Below are 18,747 nucleotides of genomic sequence, written 5' to 3'. Positions count from 1 at the left end.
CTAGAGGTTATGAGGCGGCCTGATTACGAGGTCAGTACGCAAGAACTACTAGCTGCGGGCATTATTTTTGCCCAACAGCTGAGAAAATATGGCTGTGCGCTGGGGGATTTATGAGGGGATCCTTCAGCACTACGTTCATTAGTTAAATATCCTTTGGCAGTATCAGTTAACTTTATTGTGCTAAGTGGCACAGGCTCCCCGTCTTTGGCAGCCAACCAAAATGCCTCAATAACAGCAGCGCCAACCTTTCCCTGCCAAATAAGGGCTGAAATTGATTCAATAGAGCCGGCATCAGGCCCATGACCTTGCCTATCACTCGCAGTCACTAAATCTGATTGCTGGCGGAATACCCAGTTTTCATCTTCTAGGCTAAATACGACATCCGCACCATTTAAGGCAAAATAGCAGCCAGTCAACAACTGCTGAAAACGATTAGACAGCTCACCTTGGGCGTCATTACAAAGCTTCTCAGTGCTCACTACCTGCGCACTAAAACGGTTACCAACCAAGGCATAGGACCCTGTAAACTGATTACAACCATCATTACCGCTAATATCCGATGCTTGAATACGTAACTGAGGCTGACTTTCCGCACTAAATCTTTGCTCACCTTTTTGGATCAGAATCCAACGCCCTTCGGGTAAGAAAAGCTCGCTTTTTTGCTCTATGACTAGCGACGGCGCCGGGGTTTGATTGACTAATTTATCGCAAGCTCCCAATCCAAGGGCTGCAAATATAATGGATAAACATAAGCTAAATTGACTCAAGGAAACCTTAGAAAACATAAAGCACACAACCTTACTTAGTTATAAACACCAGTCAGAGCCGCATAAATCACCCAGAAAATCACTAATAGCGTAATTTATTAAATTATCTGATAGCCAACATTTCGTATTTTAGCATTAATGATTGTCGCTTCTAAATATAGATAACAATGTTTAATTAGGCAGGGTGACAGGCTACTGACGGTGAATAATGAGAGACGACCTATCAGCTCAATGAGGTGTAAAGCCTTCAATAGTATTTGAACATGTTGTTTCAAGCTGAAAAAGACTAGTTATCGCCAAATGCTCACGATCAGTTGAATTTAGCAAACGTATATTGCAGCCATAAGCTAAAGTAAATAGAGAAAGAGCAGACAAACTGATGGCCCATTAGCTGGTGAGCGCTCCCACTAAGTGCGTAACACGCCAACCAAAATCAGCCTGCCTGCTCAAAAAACAATAGCCCGCAATTAGCTAAAAAAGTCGTTTCAATCGAATAATTATAATTAAATAGCAGAATAAAATGTCCAATATATCGATTACACATACAAAAAACAGAAAACGATTAAATAGATAATATCGATTTAAAGTGTATATAACTCAGTAAAAAACATTATAAAAACACTAATCGATTATTAAAAATTAACCATAAAATCTATCAAAAAAAGTTTTTAAGCATTTCCCTCTAAATACTTAAGAACTTGATATATATGGCGAATATTCACAAGACAACACGCTATTCTTGATAAGTAGATTAAACTCTATTCTACTCGTTATATTTGTTCGAAACTAGTTTTCTAGAAAGCTAGTTACACATAAAGGTGGTTAATGTGAGTAAAGTATTATTATCCTCGACCGAGGAGATAATCGATAAGATGAAAAAGAATTGGTTTATTTCAGAGCCCAGTGAAATAGCAGTGAAAATCCATCGGTTACATCATTTTCATTTACAAGAATTAAACTCAGTAATACAGCCAAGCCAGCTATCGGTCGCTGAATTTAATGTATTAATGGCACTAAGACGCCAGCCAGCACCGCAACAGCTAACACCAAAAAACCTCGCCCAATATCTTCTATTTAGCTCAGGGGGGTTAACCAAGGTCATCCACAAACTCATTGGCAAAGACTTAATTACCGATGCCCGCCATCCACAAGATCAACGCTCAAAAACACTTGCCTTAACCCCTAAAGGAAGAACTCTGATAGAGACTTTATATGATAATTTGAACTATGTGAGAGGGCAAAGCGTAGACGTAATGTCTGCAGACGAGCTAGTTGAGTTAAACAGGTTACTGAATAAAATAGTCAAACAAAAATCAAACATATATTGATTTCAATCATCTTTGACAAAATACTTAACTTAGAATGCAGTACAACTAGATGTTATTATGTCGTTTTGATTGAGGAATAGGCTGTGTTTTATACTCGTTTCAATACCCTTCAGGGTGAGATGTTGGCCTTTAGTGAAGCAGACCAACTGACAGGGCTCTACTTTAGCAATCAAAAGAAACAGCCCTATCTGCCTTCTTACCAATTTGTCACCTTAGAGGCAACATCCGCAACGACTGCATTATTTCAAGAAACAAGAAAGCAAGTTAATGCGTATTTTGACTTAGCCTTAAAGCAATTCGATCTTCCTCTTAATGCCAAAGGGAGTGAATTTCAACAGCAAGTCTGGCAGCAGTTAACCAGCATCCCCTATGGTGAGACGGTAACTTATAAATGGATGGCCGATCAGCTAAAAAAACCCAAGGCCGTGCGTGCAATTGCCCAAGCAATAGGCAAAAATCCGCTGATTTTATGCAACCCTTGTCATCGCGTTATTGCGACATCAGGAAAGTTAGCGGGATATTCTGCTGGAATAGAAAAAAAAGCCTTTTTATTGCACCTAGAATCATCGATCTAAAACAAAATAATACTTTATGTGGTTTTATACTATAATGACCGGCTATTAGCAGCTGTCTAGCAATACCGCATCTGTAATTATTAGCAAAAAAAAGCAACCTATCGCTTAGTTTGCGGTCTTAAATTAAATGTTTCGTTATCAGCAAATAAATAACGACTGTAAATTCAGCTGTTTACGCCTCAACATGCACCAATACAAACAGGATAAAACAATGAAAGTTGTTGATTTTCTTAAACAAAAAAAAGAAATTCTGGCACAAAACCCGTTTGAGCTAAAAGACTGGTTATCACCCACTATTCGTGACTATTGGATCGAGTTCCTTAACAAAGCACATAACAACCAACTGGCAAACTGGGCGAGAGAACATCAACTGATTTCTAACTCTAACAGTGTTGCAACCAAAGAAATTGAGTTGCATCCTAAGGCTGAAGCGGTGCTAGAAGATTTATCGCAGCAACTGGGTGAAGAAATTCACATAGGGCCTTGGTTTGATATCACTCAGCAAACCATCGATGAATTTGCCAAAGTGACCCAAGATTACCAGTGGATCCATACCGATCCAAGTCGTGCTGAAGAGCAATCACCGTTTAAAACAACTATTGCCCATGGCTTTTTAACCCTCTCTCTATTGCCGGTATTAACAGAGAGTGTCGATAGCGAAAAGCCACGTTATCCAACCGCTAAAATGACCGTGAATTACGGCCTAAATCAGGTGCGTTTTCCATACCCGGTTAAGGTGGGTAGCCGCATTCGCGCCCGAACACGTTTATGTAAGGTTAATCCCATTAAGCGTGGCTTAGAGTTAGTGAAAGAAATTTCAGTAGAAATAGAAGGATGTAGACGCCCTGCTTGTGTCACCGAGTCAGTGGTCAGACTCTACTTCTAAAACAATACAACAAGCCTGTTCATTGCCATTGAGCAGGCTTGCTCATCCTTTAGCCCTTATCACACCATTTTCTACGTAACCATGTATCAACAGCAATGGGCCCAGCTCCCCAAACCACATTGATTAAAATCATTAATCCCCATAGTTGATGGTCATAAAAGCCGCCATCCCACAATACCGGATAAGACACCACAGCAATAATATTAAACACGAATAACACGGCTGCCATCGGCCTAGTTAACAAGCCTAAAGCAAGAAATACCGGTAAGATCAGCTCAGCCGCCGTGCCTAAATATGCCGCCCACAGCCAAGGGATTATCGGCACCTGATATTCCGACTCAAACAAATATAACGTACTGTCCCAACTATTGAACTTAAGTAACCCCGAGCGAAAAAAGACCCAAGCGACCCACAACCGAGTCGATAACAACAGCAAGGGAACAAAATAAGCCAGCATCGCTGACATCGCTTTATCATAAGTTTGTATTAATGTTTTCATGCTAGCGCTCCTGGCAACTAAATCGGTTAAGTACCCCTTGAGCAATATAGGTTTGAATATAATGGCTAGGATCAATTCCCAATTGCTCCGCTATATTTGCTAGGGTAAGCCCTTGGGTACACCCTAAAAGAAACTGATAATCAGCTTCGCCTAATGGCTGCAAGCTAACTGTAAAATCAGGCTGCTTTTGCAATAAAACGTAACTAGGCATGTTTAAGTTGATGGCTTCAAATTGGTCTTGCTGCGCCATTTGATAAAGGGGATAAATAGCTTCTGCTGCACCGCATAAGGTAAATTGCGGCGCCAAATGAAACGTTAAAAGGGGATATAACGTGGCTGGGATCGCAGCTAAATCAGCAAAAGGAAATACCTTTGAAACAATTTCAGCCGACGCGGTTTGCTCTATCAGCCACTCCAATTGTGCAATACTGGCAACGTAAGGCAATGACGCTAATTGCGGTAATGCTGCTAACCAAGAGGCAAAGCCCTCACCATAATCGATAATATTTCCTGACTGCGGTGGATGCGCCAATACCCATTGCCTTGTCACACTGGTAAAGAACTCATCACCAACAAGTTTATGTGTCACAGGAAAGCTGGCTTGTAATGCAGCGCAACAAGAAATAACAAAGTTATTCCGGTACAGTTGGATCACTTGCTCGGCAGAAAAGCCGCCGCCCGACACATACTGCTCAATATCCGATGCCTGATAGCGCAGCGCTGCGCCAAACTCGATTTGCAGTTGCTTTAGAGTAATCTGCTTAACCATAAACGAGCGCCTTTTGTTGCTCTTCAAGCAGTACTGATAATGGGGGAATATCGCTATCCCACTCAATCAGTGTTGCCACCGTTGGATTCGCTTTAAGGTAACTTTGGTATAAATGCCAAACCGGATCACTGACACGACTGCCGTGAGTATCAATCAAGATCTCACCTTCAGGTAACACTTTGCGGGTGAACCCAGCCAGATGAACTTCTTGCACCGCGTTAGCATTAATTTCCGCTAAATACTCACTGCTACTGAAACCTAGATTCATAGCGCTGACATAAATATTATTTAAATCAAGTAATAAGCCACAGCCCGTTCGCTCTACTAGCGCATTCAATAATGCCCACTCAGGCATTTCTACGGTACTAAATTGCAAATAAGCAGATGGATTTTCAATCAAGATCTGGCGACCCAAAATGTCTTGAACTTGCTCAACACGAGCCGAGAAATGATTGAGTAGTTCCTGTGTATAAGGTAGGGGTAACAGATCATTAAAGAACTGCCCATTAATGGATCCCCAACTCAAGTGCTCTGAAATCAGCACCGGTTGGCAGTGATCAACAAGATCTTTTAATTGCATTAAATGTGAAGCACTTAAAGGATCACTACTGCCTAGAGATAAGCCAATACCATGACACGATATGGGGTATTGCAACATCAATTGGTCGAGGTAATAGCGACTTTGGCCATGTGGATTAAAATAGTTTTCACTGTGTATCTCTAGAAAAGCCAGCTCAGGCTTTGTTTCAAGGATCTCAGCAAAATGCGGATGGCGTAGGCCAATGCCTACCCCGCCCGTTAGCTTGGCAAAAGACATTACTCTTTAGGCTCTAAGCTGCCACCCGCTAATTTGTCACATAATCCTTTCGGAACAGCAATAAAAGCATCACCTTGGTTGTCGACCTTTGAGGTGCCCGCGCAAGAGCTGGATTTAGTTGCACAATCATTTTGCCCAGCTTTGGCAACGCCGTAGCATTTCTCTTTTTCAGCAGCCATTGCAGGGCTGCTAATCATGGTTGCACCTAGCGCTAATACACCAGAAATAGCGGAAGCTAATGCGATATTTGATTTTTTCATTGTCGGACCTTTGTTAATAGAAATAAGTGGAAAATAAGAATGCGCCATTGTTTGACACACTCTATTAACAAAACCGGACCAACCTGATATTTATTTCAAAAAACATTGATAAAAATTCAACTAATTGTTTTATATATTTAATCAGCACTCTTTTTGTGACACTCTCGCCGTAAGCAAGGTTTAAAGGGAGTTGCAAGGTCAAGCATATATTTAAAGACAAAGACTAAATATAATGGTGCAGATAAATAACCTCTTGCGAAAGGAATCTCGATGACCACTATCCACCTTATTGTCGGTACAACGATGGGCGCATCTGAATACATAGCGGATGCACTCATTCCTTATATAGAAGAATCAGGCTGTGCTTACCAACTTCATAACCCAGCCGACCTAGCAACACTTCCTATTAACGAAAAACAAATTTGGTTCGTTGTCACTTCTACTCATGGCGCAGGCGACTATCCAGAATCGATACAAGATTTTGCTCATCAACTCACCGTGCAAAGACCTAGTTTAAAAGGCCTACGTTACGGGGTAATTGCGCTCGGAGATTCGAGCTACGACACCTTTTGTGAGGCAGGGTTAAAAATAGATGCCCTATTACAAGATCTTGGCGGGGTACAAACAGCCGAACCCTTAAAGATCGACATTCAGGAATACCCGATACCAGAAGATGCAGCTGAAAGCTGGATCCCAAGTTGGCTAGAAAAGGTCAATAAATAACCGTTCAATAGAGCAAAGCCAAGAAACGACACTTGGTTTTGCCAAATTCTCCGCCCCGCTTACTCAAAAACAGCCAACTAACCTCCCAACGACCGATAAAAATCATCAACAAAGCGATCTTTTTTGTATTATTTTTTGTGTATAAGTGTAGATCTAAGCTCTTATTAACCGTTAGTTATCCTCTATATAGTTTATCCACAAACCTAGGTTGTGGATAAACAGCTAAGTTAAACTCAGCATATGCGGAGCAAGATCCCACCCTGTCCACACGAGATGATCATGGTTAAGATCTTGATCTCATGATCATAAAAGGGGTTATCCACGGATCTCGTCAGATCTAATATTAAGATCTAATAAGAAAGATCTTTAAAGATCTATATATATTTATTTAGATCCAAAGGGATTTTTTTAATGATCATTTGATCCTTCTCCCGAGCAACAATAAGGGTTAGAATGCGCGGCTGTTTTTTAGATCTATGCTGTTTTGAGGATATATGAATTACCACGAGTATTTTGATGTGATCGTTGTTGGTGGTGGCCATGCTGGTACAGAAGCCGCAGCCGCTGCTGCTCGAATGGGACAAAACACGTTATTGTTAACTCATAACGTTGATACCCTTGGCCAAATGTCATGTAATCCAGCCATAGGCGGCATTGGCAAAGGGCATTTGGTAAAAGAGATCGACGCCTTGGGTGGGATCATGGCCCAAGCGACAGATCTTGCCGGTATTCAGTTTCGCACTTTGAATTCAAGCAAAGGCCCAGCCGTTCGTGCCACACGGGCACAAGCAGATCGAGCGCTATACAAAGCCGCTGTCCGCAGCAAACTAGAAAACCAAGAGAATTTAAAGATCTTCCAACAAGCGTGTGATGATTTGATTGTTGAAAACGATCGCGTTGTTGGTGTCGTCACGCAAATGGGCTTGAAGATCCGTGCAAAGTCAGTGGTATTAACCGTAGGTACTTTTCTTAACGGGTTGATCCATATTGGTATGGCCAATCACAGTGGTGGCCGAGCGGGTGATCCACCATCAATCTCATTAGCACACCGTTTACGCGAGTTACCATTGCGCATTGATCGCTTAAAAACAGGAACGCCTCCCCGCATCGACGCTAGAACAGTTGATTTTTCGGAATTACAAATCCAAGCGGGTGATAACCCGACACCGGTATTCTCGTTCTTAGGATCTCGTACAGATCATCCAACTCAGATCCCGTGTTTTATTACACATACCAATGAGCGTACTCACGAGGTGATCCGTAATAATTTAGATCGCAGTCCAATGTATGCCGGTGTGATAGAAGGGATCGGGCCAAGATATTGCCCTTCAATTGAAGACAAGGTAATGCGCTTTGCAGATAAAGCATCACATCAGATCTTTATCGAGCCTGAAGGACTCACAACCCATGAGTTATACCCAAATGGCATATCAACTAGTTTGCCATTTGATGTTCAAGTGCAAATCGTTCGTTCAATGAAAGGGTTTGAGAATGCGCATATTACTCGTCCAGGTTATGCGATTGAATATGATTACTTTGATCCACGCGATTTAAAACAAACCTTTGAAAACAAATTTATCCAAGGCTTATTCTTTGCGGGTCAAATCAACGGCACCACTGGTTATGAAGAAGCCGGTGCGCAAGGTTTAATTGCGGGTATGAATGCTGCCTTAAGCGCACAAGGCAAAGAAGGTTGGAGCCCTGAGCGTGATGAAGCCTATATCGGCGTACTAATCGACGATCTTTCAACATTAGGTACCAAAGAACCGTACCGTATGTTTACTAGCCGCGCCGAATATCGTTTACTGCTGCGTGAAGACAATGCTGATATTCGTCTAACCGCTAAAGGGCGAGAAGTTGGTTTGGTGGACGATCATCGCTGGCAAGCATTTAATGAAAAATTAGAATTGATTGAGTCTGAACGCCAACGGCTAAAAGCCACTTGGGCACATATGGGCTCACCTTATCTTGATCAGCTTAATACTAAATTAAAAAATCCATTAACGCGTGAGCACTCACTGGAGGAATTATTGCGTCGTCCAGAGCTGACTTATGATTCTTTAATGGAAATTGAAGCATTAGGACCTAAACTTGAGCACGTGCAAGCGGCTGAACAAGTTGAAATACAGATTAAGTATCAGGGATATATTGAACGCCAGCAAGAGGAAATTAACCGTCAAAAACGTAACGAGCATACTGTGCTACCAACCGATTTTGACTACACAACAATTTCTGGTTTGTCTAACGAAGTGAAAGCGAAATTAGCTGATGCTCGTCCTGAAACAGTCGGTAAGGCCTCTCGCATTTCCGGGATCACCCCTGCAGCGGTCTCGATTTTGTTAATTCATTTAAAAAAATTAGGCTTATTACGTAAAGCTGGTTAAGGGTTGCTTGTGTTAGAACAAAAACTGGACAATTTGATAAAAAAGACTGATTTATCGGTGTCCGATCAACAAAAATCACAGCTGATTGCCTTGGTCAACTTGCTGCATAAGTGGAACAAGGCGTACAATCTGACTTCAGTGCGTAACCCAGAAGACATGTTAGTAAAACATATTCTTGATAGCATAGTGGTCAGCCCTTATTTACAAGGACAACGCTTTATCGATGTTGGTACGGGACCCGGTTTACCTGGCCTACCTTTAGCCATTATGAATCCCGATAAAGAGTTTGTATTGCTTGATAGTTTAGGTAAACGAATTCGCTTTATTCGCCAGGTACTGTTAGAGCTAGGCATTAAAAACGTCACTCCAGTACAAAGCCGAGTTGAGGAATTTCATGATGAGGCAGGGTTTGATGGGGTTTTAAGTCGTGCGTTTGCATCCTTACACGACATGTTGAAATGGTGTCCTCATTTACCTGCAAAACAAGGTGTATTTATTGCCTTGAAGGGGCTATTACCTGATGAGGAAATAGCAAGCTTACCAGATGGTTTTGAATTAGTGGCTACGCACAAGTTAACCGTTCCAGAGTTAGAAGGCCAACGCCATCTGGTTTTGATTAAAAAAGTGTAACGCCTGCTCCGGCAAGCTGTTCTATAGGGAACATCGTGGGAAAAATAATAGCGATTGCCAACCAAAAAGGTGGTGTTGGAAAAACCACCACCTGTGTCAACCTCGCCGCTTCATTAGCTGCAACTAAGCGCAAAATACTGGTTATAGACCTCGATCCTCAAGGTAACGCCACCATGGGCAGTGGTGTTGATAAATACAATGTCGATGCGACGGCTTATGATGTCTTAATTGACGAAAAGCCGATTTCTGAAGCGGTCGTGAAGGAAACCTCCGGTGGCTACCATTTAATTGCTGCTAACGGCGATGTTACCGCTGCTGAAATTAGGCTGATGGATTGTTTTGCAAGAGAAACTCGCTTGCGATCTATGCTGGAAGCCGAAGCGAATAATTACGATTATGTGTTTATTGACTGTCCCCCGTCATTAAACATGTTGACGGTCAATGCCCTTTCCGCTGCTCACTCTGTGTTAGTGCCAATGCAGTGCGAATATTACGCCTTAGAAGGCTTAACGGCGTTAGTTGATACCATTAGCAAGCTTGCTGCGGTGATCAATAGCGACCTTAAAATCGAAGGGATCTTACGTACCATGTACGATCCTCGTAACCGTTTATCTTCAGACGTATCGGATCAACTTAAACTTCATTTTGGTGAAAAAGTGTATCGCACCGTGATCCCGCGTAATGTGCGACTGGCTGAAGCACCGAGTTTTGGTACGCCGGCAATGTATTACGACAAAGGTTCAAATGGCGCTAAGGCATACTTAGCATTAGCCGGTGAGATGTTGCGCCGCGAAGAACAAAAACAAACTCAACTCGTTCATGCTTAGAGGCTGGTTATGACACTTCCTAAAAAACGCGGCTTAGGTAAAGGTTTAGATGCTTTACTAGGAACCAGTACTGCTGCTCGTCATGCACAAGTTCAAGCCGATATTAGTCGAGATAATGCGCAGCAGCGGGCCAGTGAAACGCAAGGCCATCTATGTGATTTACCTGTACAAGCACTGCGTTCGGGTAAGTATCAGCCGCGTAAAGATATGTCACCTGATGCCCTTGAAGAGCTGGCTAACTCGATTCGAGTGCAAGGTGTTATACAGCCTATCATTGTGCGTGTAATGGATGATGAGCAATATGAGATCATTGCCGGTGAGCGCCGTTGGCGTGCCGCTAAACAAGTGGGCTTAAGTTCTGTGCCCTGTGTGGTAAAAGATGCAACCGATGAAGCCGCTGTCGCGATAGCGTTGATTGAGAATATTCAACGTGAAGATTTAAATGCCATGGAAGAAGCGGTGGCATTGCAGCGTTTGATGCAAGAGTTTGAACTGACTCATCAAGAAGTCGCCACTGCAGTGGGTAAGTCGCGCACAACTGTAACAAATTTACTTAGACTTAACAGTTTGAATGAAGATGTTAAAACCTTGTTAGAGCATGGTGACTTAGATATGGGGCATGCTCGTGCTCTTTTAGGTTTGACTGGTGAACAGCAATCAGAAATAGCAAAACAAGTTGTTGCTAAAGGGTTGACGGTTCGTGAAACGGAAAAATTAATTAAGCTGCAACAAGCTCCAGCTTCGGAAAAACCGAAAAAAGAAGCGGATCCAGTCCTTATTTCTATTGAATCTAAGGTTTCTGCCTTTCTTGGCTCCCAAGTGTCTATAAAACAAGGAAAAAAAGGCTCAGGGAAGTTAGTAATTGATTATCAATCAGAGACTGAGTTAGACGATATTTTAGGTAAATTTATGCCAGAAAACGGCTGAAAGTCGTGTAAAATGGGGCTTTTGCAAAGTAATTAGCTTTTTGTGAAGCCCCGTTCATTTCAAATTCCCGCAAAACCCCTGTAATCAATGCTTTCCCGAGTTGCATTCAATCACTTTCCAAGTATAATTTGTGGCGTTTTTTGTACAGTTGAATGGGTGTGTTATCCAAGTGTTAATAATTCATTCACAAACAATAAACTAAGCTGGGAGAACTGAGTGTCTGGTAAGTTAGTGGATCAAAGCCGTCAGGCTGCACTGAAACATGTTGGCTTTCAGACATTATTAGTGTTAGCGGTAACACTTGTCTGTGGATTGGTATCGGGATTGGGTGCAGGATTATCTGCATTGGTCGGTGGTGCCGTTTACATTGTTCCGAACCTAGTTTTTGTTTGGCTCGCTTTTGCATATGCAGGCGCAAGACAATCAAAAAGTGTGGTTATGAGCTTGTACCTCGGAGAGGTGGTGAAGTTAATACTAACTATTGTGATGCTTGCCATCGCATTAGCATGGATGGAGTTAGATATTTTCTCGCTTTATTTGGCTTTTGCTGTGGCGTTGGTTGCGCAATGGAGTATTCCTTTCTTTTTTAACCATAACAGCGGGATGAAAAATGGCTGCTCAAGGTGAAGCATTAACAGCTTCCGGTTATATTCAACACCATCTGACCAATTTGGCAGTGGGTGAAGGATTCTGGACTTGGCACATTGACTCACTCCTGTTTTCAGTAGGCTTAGGTGCTCTGTTCTTGTGGATTTTCTACAAGGTTGGGCAAAAAGCAACGGTAGGTGTCCCTGGTAAACTTCAATGTTTTGTTGAAATACTAGTGGAGTTTGTAGACGGTGTGGTGAAAGAATCATTCCATGGTCGCAATCCGGTTATCGCACCACTAGGTTTAACCATATTCGTTTGGGTTTTCCTGATGAATACAATGGACTTAATACCGGTTGACTTTATACCTCATGCCGCCGCACAGATGGGTGTTCCTTACCTAAAAATTGTACCGACAACTGACTTGAACATTACACTAGGTTTATCCCTAAGTGTGTTCTTCTTGATTGTTTACTACAGCATTAAGGTTAAGGGAATCAAAGGGTTTACTAAAGAATTAACCCTACAACCTTTCAATCATTGGGCGCTTATTCCAATTAACTTTGTATTGGAATCAGTCACCTTGATTGCGAAGCCTATTTCGTTAGCGCTTCGTTTGTTCGGTAACCTGTACGCAGGTGAGTTGATCTTTATTCTGATTGCATTACTACCATGGTGGAGCCAATTCGTACTTTCTGTACCTTGGGCTATTTTCCATATTTTAGTAATTGTACTACAGGCCTTTATTTTCATGATGCTGACGATTGTATATCTCAGTATGGCTCATGAAGATCACTAAATTTTTTAATTAATTTTTTTACAAAAAAGTTTTATTTAAACGGAGAGAAAAATGGAAACTGTAATCGGCTTTACTGCTATCGCTGTTGCAATCATGATCGGTCTGGCTGCACTAGGTACTGCAATCGGCTTCGCAATTCTAGGTGGTAAGTTCCTAGAAGCTTCTGCTCGTCAACCTGAGCTAGCACCTGCGCTACAAACTAAAATGTTCATCGTTGCTGGTCTACTTGATGCGATCTCTATGATTGCTGTGGGTGTTGCACTGTTCTTCGTATTTGCAAACCCATTCCTAAGTCAACTTGGCTAATATTAGTTTCCTTAATTAAGGAGGTGTGTCGTTATGAGTATTAACGCTACCCTACTAGGCCAAGCGATCTCATTCGCATTGTTTGTATGGTTCTGCATGAAGTTTGTGTGGCCACCATTGATGAATGCGATTGAAGAACGTCAGAAGAAAATTGCTGATGGTCTAGCCGACGCGAGTCGTGCAGAAAAAGATCTTGTACTCGCGCAAGCTAAAGCTGGTGAACAGCTTAAAGCTGCAAAAGTACAAGCAGCAGATATAATTGATGCAGCGAGCAAGCGTAGAAACCAAATTGTCGATGAAGCTAAACATGAAGCGGAAGTTGAGCGTGCCAAAATTATCGCGCAAGGCCAAGCTGAAATAGAAGCTGAACGTCACCGTGTAAAAGAAGAGCTTCGCAAACAACTTGCGGTTCTAGCTATTGCGGGTGCTGAGAAAATCATCGAGCGTTCTGTTGATGCTAAGGCAAGTGCTGACATCATTGACAAACTTGTAGCTGAACTTTAAGGGAGCGGGGCTTATGTCTGAATTGACTACAATCGCTCGCCCCTATGCTAAAGCAGCTTTCGATTTTGCCGTTGAAAAAGGTAACACCGAAACTTGGGCTGAGATGCTGTTTTTTGCTGCGCAAGTAGCACAAAACGAAAGCGTAGCTCAGCTGCTAAAAGGTGATAGAGCCGGCGCAGAGTTGACTGAAATGTTCTTAACAGTCTGTGAAGGTCAACTCGATGAGAACGGTCAGAACCTAATTAAGGTGATGGCTGAAAATGGACGCTTGAGCGTTTTACCTTTGGTAAGTGAGCTTTACCTTGGCCTAGTGGCTGAGTTTAAACAAGAAGTAGAAGCAAAAGTTGTTTCTGCTACTGAGCTAACCAAGGGCCAAGAAGCCGATATTATCGCTTCTTTGGAAAAACGTCTCGCACGCAAAGTGAAGCTGAATTGTAGTGTCGATAAGTCGCTTATTGCGGGTTTAGTAATCACCGCAGGTGATTTAGTTATTGATGGTTCTGTTCGCGGTAAAATTGACCGCCTAGCAGACTCACTGCAATCCTAACGGGGAATGAGCATGCAACTGAATTCTACAGAAATCAGTGATCTGATCAAACAACGCATTGAAAACTTCAACGTTGTGAGTGAAGCTCGAAACGAAGGTACTATCGTATCTGTAAGTGACGGTATCCTTCGTATTAATGGCCTTGCTGACTGTATGCAAGGTGAAATGATCGAACTACCTAACGGTAACTATGCAATTGCATTAAACCTTGAGCGTGACTCAGTGGGTGCGGTTGTAATGGGTCCTTACCAGGATCTAGCCGAAGGTCAAAAAGTTAAATCTACTGGTCGTATCCTTGAGGTTCCAGTAGGTAAAGGTCTATTAGGTCGTGTGGTTAACACCCTAGGTCAACCTATCGATGGTAAAGGTCCTATCGAAAACGATGGTTTCTCACCAATCGAAGTGATTGCACCAGGCGTTATCGAACGTAAATCGGTAGACCAACCTGTGCAAACTGGTATGAAAGCAATCGATGCGATGATTCCAGTGGGTCGTGGTCAGCGTGAGCTGATTATCGGTGACCGTCAAACAGGTAAAACCGCTATCGCAATCGATGCGATCATTAACCAGAAAAATTCAGGTATTTACTCTATCTATGTTGCAATCGGCCAGAAAGCGTCGACTATTGCTAACGTAGTACGTAAGCTTGAAGAGCACGGCGCGCTAGCTAACACTATCGTGGTGGTTGCTTCTGCTTCTGAAGCGGCAGCACTGCAATACCTAGCGCCTTACTCTGGTTGTACCATGGGTGAGTACTTCCGTGATCGCGGTGAAGATGCGCTGATCGTATATGATGATCTGTCTAAGCAAGCGGTTGCTTACCGTCAGATTTCATTATTGCTGAAGCGTCCACCAGGTCGTGAAGCATACCCAGGTGATGTATTCTACCTTCACTCTCGTCTACTTGAGCGTGCTGCTCGTGTTAACGAAAACTACGTAGAAAAATTCACCAACGGTGAAGTGAAAGGTAAAACCGGTTCTTTAACTGCGCTACCTATCATCGAAACCCAAGCGGGTGACGTATCTGCGTTCGTACCGACTAACGTAATCTCTATTACTGACGGCCAAATCTTCTTAACGACTGAACTGTTTAACAACGGTATTCGTCCAGCGGTAGATCCAGGTATTTCAGTATCTCGTGTAGGTGGTTCTGCCCAGACTAAGCTGGTTAAAAAGCTATCTGGTGGTATCCGTACCGCACTTGCACAGTACCGTGAACTAGCAGCCTTTGCTCAGTTTGCTTCTGACCTTGATGAAGCGACGCGTAAGCAGCTTGACCACGGTCAAAAAGTAACCGAGTTGATGAAGCAACACCAATACGCACCTATGTCAATTGTTGAACAAGGTCTGTCATTGTTTGCTGCTGAGAAAGGTTTCTTACGCGACGTTGAGCTAAGCAAAGTATTAGATTTCGAATCTGCATTACAAGCTTATGCGAAGAACGAGCACGGCGATTTCATTGCAGCTCTTAATGAATCAGGTGATTACAGCGGTGAGATTGAAGCTAAGCTAACAAGTATCTTAGAAAGCTTTAAATCAACTCAAACCTGGTAAAGCTGAACTGCATTAGCAGTCAGTATTTAATCATATAGGAGTTACAAAATGGCCGGCGCTAAAGAAATACGTAACAAGATCGCGAGTATTAAAAACACTCAAAAGATCACTGGCGCCATGGAGATGGTTGCAGCATCTAAGATGCGACGTGCGCAAGAGCGTATGTCAAGCAGCCGTCCCTATGCCGAAACAATGCGCAAAGTGATCGGTCACATCGCACTTGGTAAGCTGGAATATCAGCACCCTTACTTAGAAGAAAGGGAAGCTAAGCGCGTTGGCTACATTATTGTCTCTACTGATCGTGGTTTATGTGGTGGCTTAAACATTAACTTGTTTAAGCAGGCCCTTAAAGACATGAAAGGTTGGCAGGACAAGAATACAGAAGTGGATATTGCCGTTATCGGTAATAAAGCAACTGCATTTTTTAACAGCCACGGCGGTAAAGTAGTAGCACAAGCAGGCGGTTTGGGCGATAGCCCATCAGTGAATGACCTGATTGGTTCGGTTCAAGTAATGTTGAATGCGTACAATGAAGGAAAGCTGGATCGTTTGTTCGTGGTGTATAACAAGTTTGTTAACACTATGGTGCAAAAGCCAACTATCGATCAGTTACTGCCTTTGCCAAAAGCTGAAGACGACGAAGAGTTAAGTAAGCACAGTTGGGATTACATCTACGAACCAGCACCTAAGTCTATTTTAGACACGTTGCTGAATCGTTTTGTTGAATCTCAGGTTTATCAAGGTGTGGTAGAAAACCTAGCCTGTGAACAAGCGGCACGTATGGTGGCAATGAAAGCTGCAACCGACAACGCTGGTAACCTGATAGATGATCTCCAACTAGTTGCGAACAAAGCTCGTCAAGCAGCCATTACTCAGGAACTATCTGAGATTTGTGGCGGCGCTGCAGCGGTTTAAGCAAGGTTTAATGAAGGTTTTAGAGGAATTGACATGAGTACTGGTAAAATCGTCCAGATTATCGGTGCAGTTGTGGACATCGAGTTTCCACAAGACAGCGTACCAAAAGTGTACGACGCACTGAAAGTCACAAGCGAAAGTCAAAACCAAGGCCTTGTGATGGAAGTTCAACAGCAAATTGGTGGCGGCGTTGTTCGTGCCATTGCGATGGGTTCTTCAGAGGGTCTACAACGTGGTCTAGAAGTAGTAAACACAGAAGCGCCAATCGCGGTTCCTGTTGGTACTGCTACTCTAGGTCGCATCATGAACGTATTAGGCGAGCCAATCGATGAAGCGGGTCCTATTGCGACAGAAGAAAGATATGAAATTCACCGCGCTGCGCCTTCTTATGAAGACCAGTCAAGCAGCACTGAACTACTCGAAGTAGGCATTAAGGTTATCGACCTTATCTGTCCATTCGCTAAAGGTGGTAAAGTGGGTCTGTTTGGTGGTGCTGGTGTTGGTAAGACCGTTAACATGATGGAACTTATCAACAACATCGCAAAAGAGCACTCGGGTCTTTCTGTATTTGCTGGTGTAGGTGAGCGTACTCGTGAGGGTAACGACTTCTACTACGAGATGGAAGAATCTGGCGTACTTGATAAAGTAGCCATGGTTTACGGCCAGATGAACGAGCCACCAGGAAACCGTTTACGCGTAGCACTAACGGGCCTAACAATGGCTGAGAAGTTCCGTGACGAAGGTCGTGACGTACTGCTTTTCGTAGATAACATCTACCGTTACACGCTAGCGGGTACGGAAGTATCAGCACTACTAGGTCGTATGCCATCTGCGGTAGGTTACCAGCCAACGCTTGCTGAAGAGATGGGTGTACTACAAGAGCGTATCACTTCGACTAAGACGGGCTCTATCACGTCTATTCAAGCTGTATACGTACCTGCGGATGACTTAACGGATCCATCGCCAGCAACAACGTTTGCTCACTTGGATGCAACAGTTGTATTGTCTCGTAACATCGCATCGCTAGGTCTATACCCAGCAATCGATCCTCTAGACTCTACTTCTCGTCAGCTAGACCCACTAGTAGTTGGTCAAGAGCACTATGACACAGCACGTGGTGTGCAAGGTATTCTACAGCGCTACAAAGAGCTGAAAGATATCATTGCTATCCTTGGTATGGACGAGCTATCTGAAGAAGATAAGCTAATCGTAGCCCGTGCACGTAAGATCGAGAAGTTCCTAACGCAAGAGTACCATGTAGCAGAAGTATTCACTGGCAACCCTGGTTGTTACGTACCTCTAAAAGAAACACTACGTGGCTTTAAAGGTCTATTAGCTGGGGACTACGATGATGTTCCTGAGCAAGCATTCCTTTACGCAAGTGACATCGATTCTGTGCTGGAAAAAGCTAAGAACCTGTAATTAGGCAGGAGAGTGTTATGAGTAATCAAATGACCACGCATTTAGACGTCGTAAGCGCTGAAAAACAAATATTCAGCGGTCGAGTAGAGTCTATCCAGGTTTCAGGTGCTGAAGGTGAGTTAGGGATTTTACCTGGCCATACACCTTTATTAACGCCTATTAAGCCTGGTATGGTGCGTCTGGTTAAACAACACGGTCACGAAGAAGTGTTTTACGTGTCCGGTGGTATCCTTGAGGTACAACCTGGCGGCGTAACCGTTCTGGCTGATACTGCTATCCGAGGCGAAGACTTGGATCAAGCAAAAGCAGAAGAAGCGAAACGTGCTGCAGAAGACAAGATCAAAACATCACATGGTGATGTTGATTTTGCTCGCGCATCAGCTGAGCTACAAAAAGCGATTGCTAAGCTTCGTGTTATCGAACTAACAAAACACGTTAGACGTTAATACTCTGCAAATGAATAAAAGGCGACCTCAGGGTCGCCTTTTTTATGTCTTAAAAGCGCAATGTTGAGCGTTAAGTAGCCGTGTTGTTCTATATTTGTACGATTATGACAAAAGTGTGAAAAACTTCAAAAAAAGCCTTGCGCTGAGATCGAATCTCCCTATAATGCGCAATCACTGAGACGGCACAGCGCAAGGCGCAACGCAACATCAGGTGGTTAAGAAGCTTAGCCTTCTAACCAGAAAAGAAATCGATAATTTAATGCAAATTAACGAT

General features: G+C 43.1%; 21 protein-coding genes and 1 pseudogene. 17 read left to right on the top strand and 5 right to left on the bottom strand.

Annotation, left to right across the window (positions count from 1 at the left end):
* Nucleotides 1-419: 419 nt before the first annotated feature.
* Nucleotides 420-785, bottom strand: a pseudogene (locus K6Y31_RS21185) (META domain-containing protein); the annotation flags it as partial.
* A gap of 809 nt (nt 786-1,594) precedes the next feature.
* On the opposite strand from K6Y31_RS21185, the gene K6Y31_RS22215 reads away from it, so the two are divergent.
* The 3 genes from K6Y31_RS22215 (at nt 1,595) to K6Y31_RS21170 (ending at nt 3,556) form a co-directional block, all read left to right on the top strand.
* On the top strand, nt 1,595-2,095 hold the full coding sequence (locus K6Y31_RS22215; RefSeq protein WP_233055041.1) for a MarR family winged helix-turn-helix transcriptional regulator: 501 nt from the start codon (nt 1,595-1,597) through the stop codon (nt 2,093-2,095).
* 83 nt (nt 2,096-2,178) lie between these two features.
* A complete protein-coding gene (locus tag K6Y31_RS21175) occupies nt 2,179-2,670 on the top strand; it encodes a methylated-DNA--[protein]-cysteine S-methyltransferase (RefSeq protein ID WP_233055040.1) in 492 nt (163 codons plus the stop codon).
* Between the two features lie 211 nt (nt 2,671-2,881).
* Nucleotides 2,882-3,556, top strand: a complete 675-nt coding sequence (locus tag K6Y31_RS21170; protein WP_233055039.1) for a MaoC family dehydratase — start codon at nt 2,882-2,884, stop codon at nt 3,554-3,556.
* A gap of 49 nt (nt 3,557-3,605) precedes the next feature.
* Here K6Y31_RS21170 and K6Y31_RS21165 read toward each other — a convergent pair whose 3' ends face one another.
* The 4 genes from K6Y31_RS21165 to K6Y31_RS21150 are packed head-to-tail and all read right to left on the bottom strand — an operon-like array spanning nt 3,606 to nt 5,901.
* Nucleotides 3,606-4,055: a DoxX family protein gene (locus K6Y31_RS21165; RefSeq protein ID WP_233055038.1), complete on the bottom strand. Its 450-nt coding sequence runs from the start codon at nt 4,053-4,055 to the stop codon at nt 3,606-3,608.
* Between the two features lies 1 nt (nt 4,056).
* On the bottom strand, nt 4,057-4,824 hold the full coding sequence (locus K6Y31_RS21160) for an HvfC/BufC N-terminal domain-containing protein (RefSeq protein WP_233055037.1): 768 nt from the start codon (nt 4,822-4,824) through the stop codon (nt 4,057-4,059).
* On the bottom strand, nt 4,817-5,641 hold the full coding sequence (bufB, locus tag K6Y31_RS21155) for an MNIO family bufferin maturase (protein WP_233055036.1): 825 nt from the start codon (nt 5,639-5,641) through the stop codon (nt 4,817-4,819). The genes K6Y31_RS21160 and bufB overlap by 8 nt, the downstream gene beginning before the upstream one ends.
* Nucleotides 5,641-5,901, bottom strand: a complete 261-nt coding sequence (locus K6Y31_RS21150) for a BufA1 family periplasmic bufferin-type metallophore (RefSeq protein WP_233055034.1) — start codon at nt 5,899-5,901, stop codon at nt 5,641-5,643. The genes bufB and K6Y31_RS21150 overlap by 1 nt, the downstream gene beginning before the upstream one ends.
* Nucleotides 5,902-6,171: 270 nt before the next feature.
* Between K6Y31_RS21150 and mioC the strand changes: the two genes are divergently transcribed.
* The 14 genes from mioC to K6Y31_RS21080 all read left to right on the top strand — a co-directional run bounded on the left by mioC (nt 6,172) and on the right by K6Y31_RS21080 (nt 18,473).
* Complete coding sequence (gene mioC / locus K6Y31_RS21145) at nt 6,172-6,624, top strand: FMN-binding protein MioC (RefSeq protein ID WP_233055033.1); 453 nt, start codon at nt 6,172-6,174, stop codon at nt 6,622-6,624.
* Nucleotides 6,625-7,118: 494 nt separating this feature from the next.
* Entirely contained in the window at nt 7,119-9,008 is a 1,890-nt protein-coding gene (mnmG, locus tag K6Y31_RS21140; protein WP_233055032.1) for a tRNA uridine-5-carboxymethylaminomethyl(34) synthesis enzyme MnmG, read from the top strand.
* 9 nt (nt 9,009-9,017) lie between these two features.
* Nucleotides 9,018-9,638: a 16S rRNA (guanine(527)-N(7))-methyltransferase RsmG gene (gene rsmG, locus K6Y31_RS21135; protein ID WP_233055031.1), complete on the top strand. Its 621-nt coding sequence runs from the start codon at nt 9,018-9,020 to the stop codon at nt 9,636-9,638.
* Between the two features lie 35 nt (nt 9,639-9,673).
* Nucleotides 9,674-10,465 carry a ParA family protein gene (locus K6Y31_RS21130; RefSeq protein ID WP_233055030.1) on the top strand — a complete coding sequence of 264 codons (792 nt, stop codon included), beginning with the start codon at nt 9,674-9,676 and terminating at the stop codon, nt 10,463-10,465.
* A gap of 9 nt (nt 10,466-10,474) precedes the next feature.
* A complete protein-coding gene (locus K6Y31_RS21125) occupies nt 10,475-11,392 on the top strand; it encodes a ParB/RepB/Spo0J family partition protein (protein ID WP_233055029.1) in 918 nt (305 codons plus the stop codon).
* A 216-nt stretch (nt 11,393-11,608) separates the two neighbouring features.
* On the top strand, nt 11,609-12,019 hold the full coding sequence (locus tag K6Y31_RS21120; protein WP_233055028.1) for an ATP synthase subunit I: 411 nt from the start codon (nt 11,609-11,611) through the stop codon (nt 12,017-12,019).
* A complete protein-coding gene (atpB, locus tag K6Y31_RS21115) occupies nt 12,003-12,779 on the top strand; it encodes a F0F1 ATP synthase subunit A (protein ID WP_233055027.1) in 777 nt (258 codons plus the stop codon). The genes K6Y31_RS21120 and atpB overlap by 17 nt, the downstream gene beginning before the upstream one ends.
* Nucleotides 12,780-12,830: 51 nt before the next feature.
* Nucleotides 12,831-13,085 carry a F0F1 ATP synthase subunit C gene (gene atpE / locus K6Y31_RS21110; RefSeq protein WP_232804147.1) on the top strand — a complete coding sequence of 85 codons (255 nt, stop codon included), beginning with the start codon at nt 12,831-12,833 and terminating at the stop codon, nt 13,083-13,085.
* Between the two features lie 33 nt (nt 13,086-13,118).
* On the top strand, nt 13,119-13,589 hold the full coding sequence (gene atpF / locus K6Y31_RS21105) for a F0F1 ATP synthase subunit B (RefSeq protein WP_233055026.1): 471 nt from the start codon (nt 13,119-13,121) through the stop codon (nt 13,587-13,589).
* Between the two features lie 13 nt (nt 13,590-13,602).
* Nucleotides 13,603-14,136, top strand: coding sequence for a F0F1 ATP synthase subunit delta (gene atpH, locus K6Y31_RS21100; RefSeq protein WP_233055025.1), 534 nt, complete (start codon nt 13,603-13,605; stop codon nt 14,134-14,136).
* 12 nt (nt 14,137-14,148) lie between these two features.
* Nucleotides 14,149-15,690: a F0F1 ATP synthase subunit alpha gene (gene atpA, locus K6Y31_RS21095; RefSeq protein ID WP_232804150.1), complete on the top strand. Its 1,542-nt coding sequence runs from the start codon at nt 14,149-14,151 to the stop codon at nt 15,688-15,690.
* A gap of 48 nt (nt 15,691-15,738) precedes the next feature.
* Entirely contained in the window at nt 15,739-16,605 is an 867-nt protein-coding gene (gene atpG, locus K6Y31_RS21090) for a F0F1 ATP synthase subunit gamma (protein ID WP_233055024.1), read from the top strand.
* 33 nt (nt 16,606-16,638) lie between these two features.
* The gene (atpD, locus tag K6Y31_RS21085) at nt 16,639-18,027 is read left to right on the top strand and encodes a F0F1 ATP synthase subunit beta (protein ID WP_233055023.1); all 1,389 of its coding nucleotides are present in this window, start codon (nt 16,639-16,641) and stop codon (nt 18,025-18,027) included.
* 17 nt (nt 18,028-18,044) lie between these two features.
* A complete protein-coding gene (locus K6Y31_RS21080) occupies nt 18,045-18,473 on the top strand; it encodes a F0F1 ATP synthase subunit epsilon (RefSeq protein ID WP_232804153.1) in 429 nt (142 codons plus the stop codon).
* Nucleotides 18,474-18,747: the final 274 nt, after the last annotated feature.

The sequence above is a fragment of the Motilimonas cestriensis genome, assembly GCF_021295315.1.
GTDB classification, from domain to species: Bacteria; Pseudomonadota; Gammaproteobacteria; order Enterobacterales; family CBDFNC01; genus Motilimonas; species Motilimonas cestriensis.
Note: the sequence above shows the minus strand (reverse complement) of the source record. Positions and strands in the feature narration are given on the sequence as shown.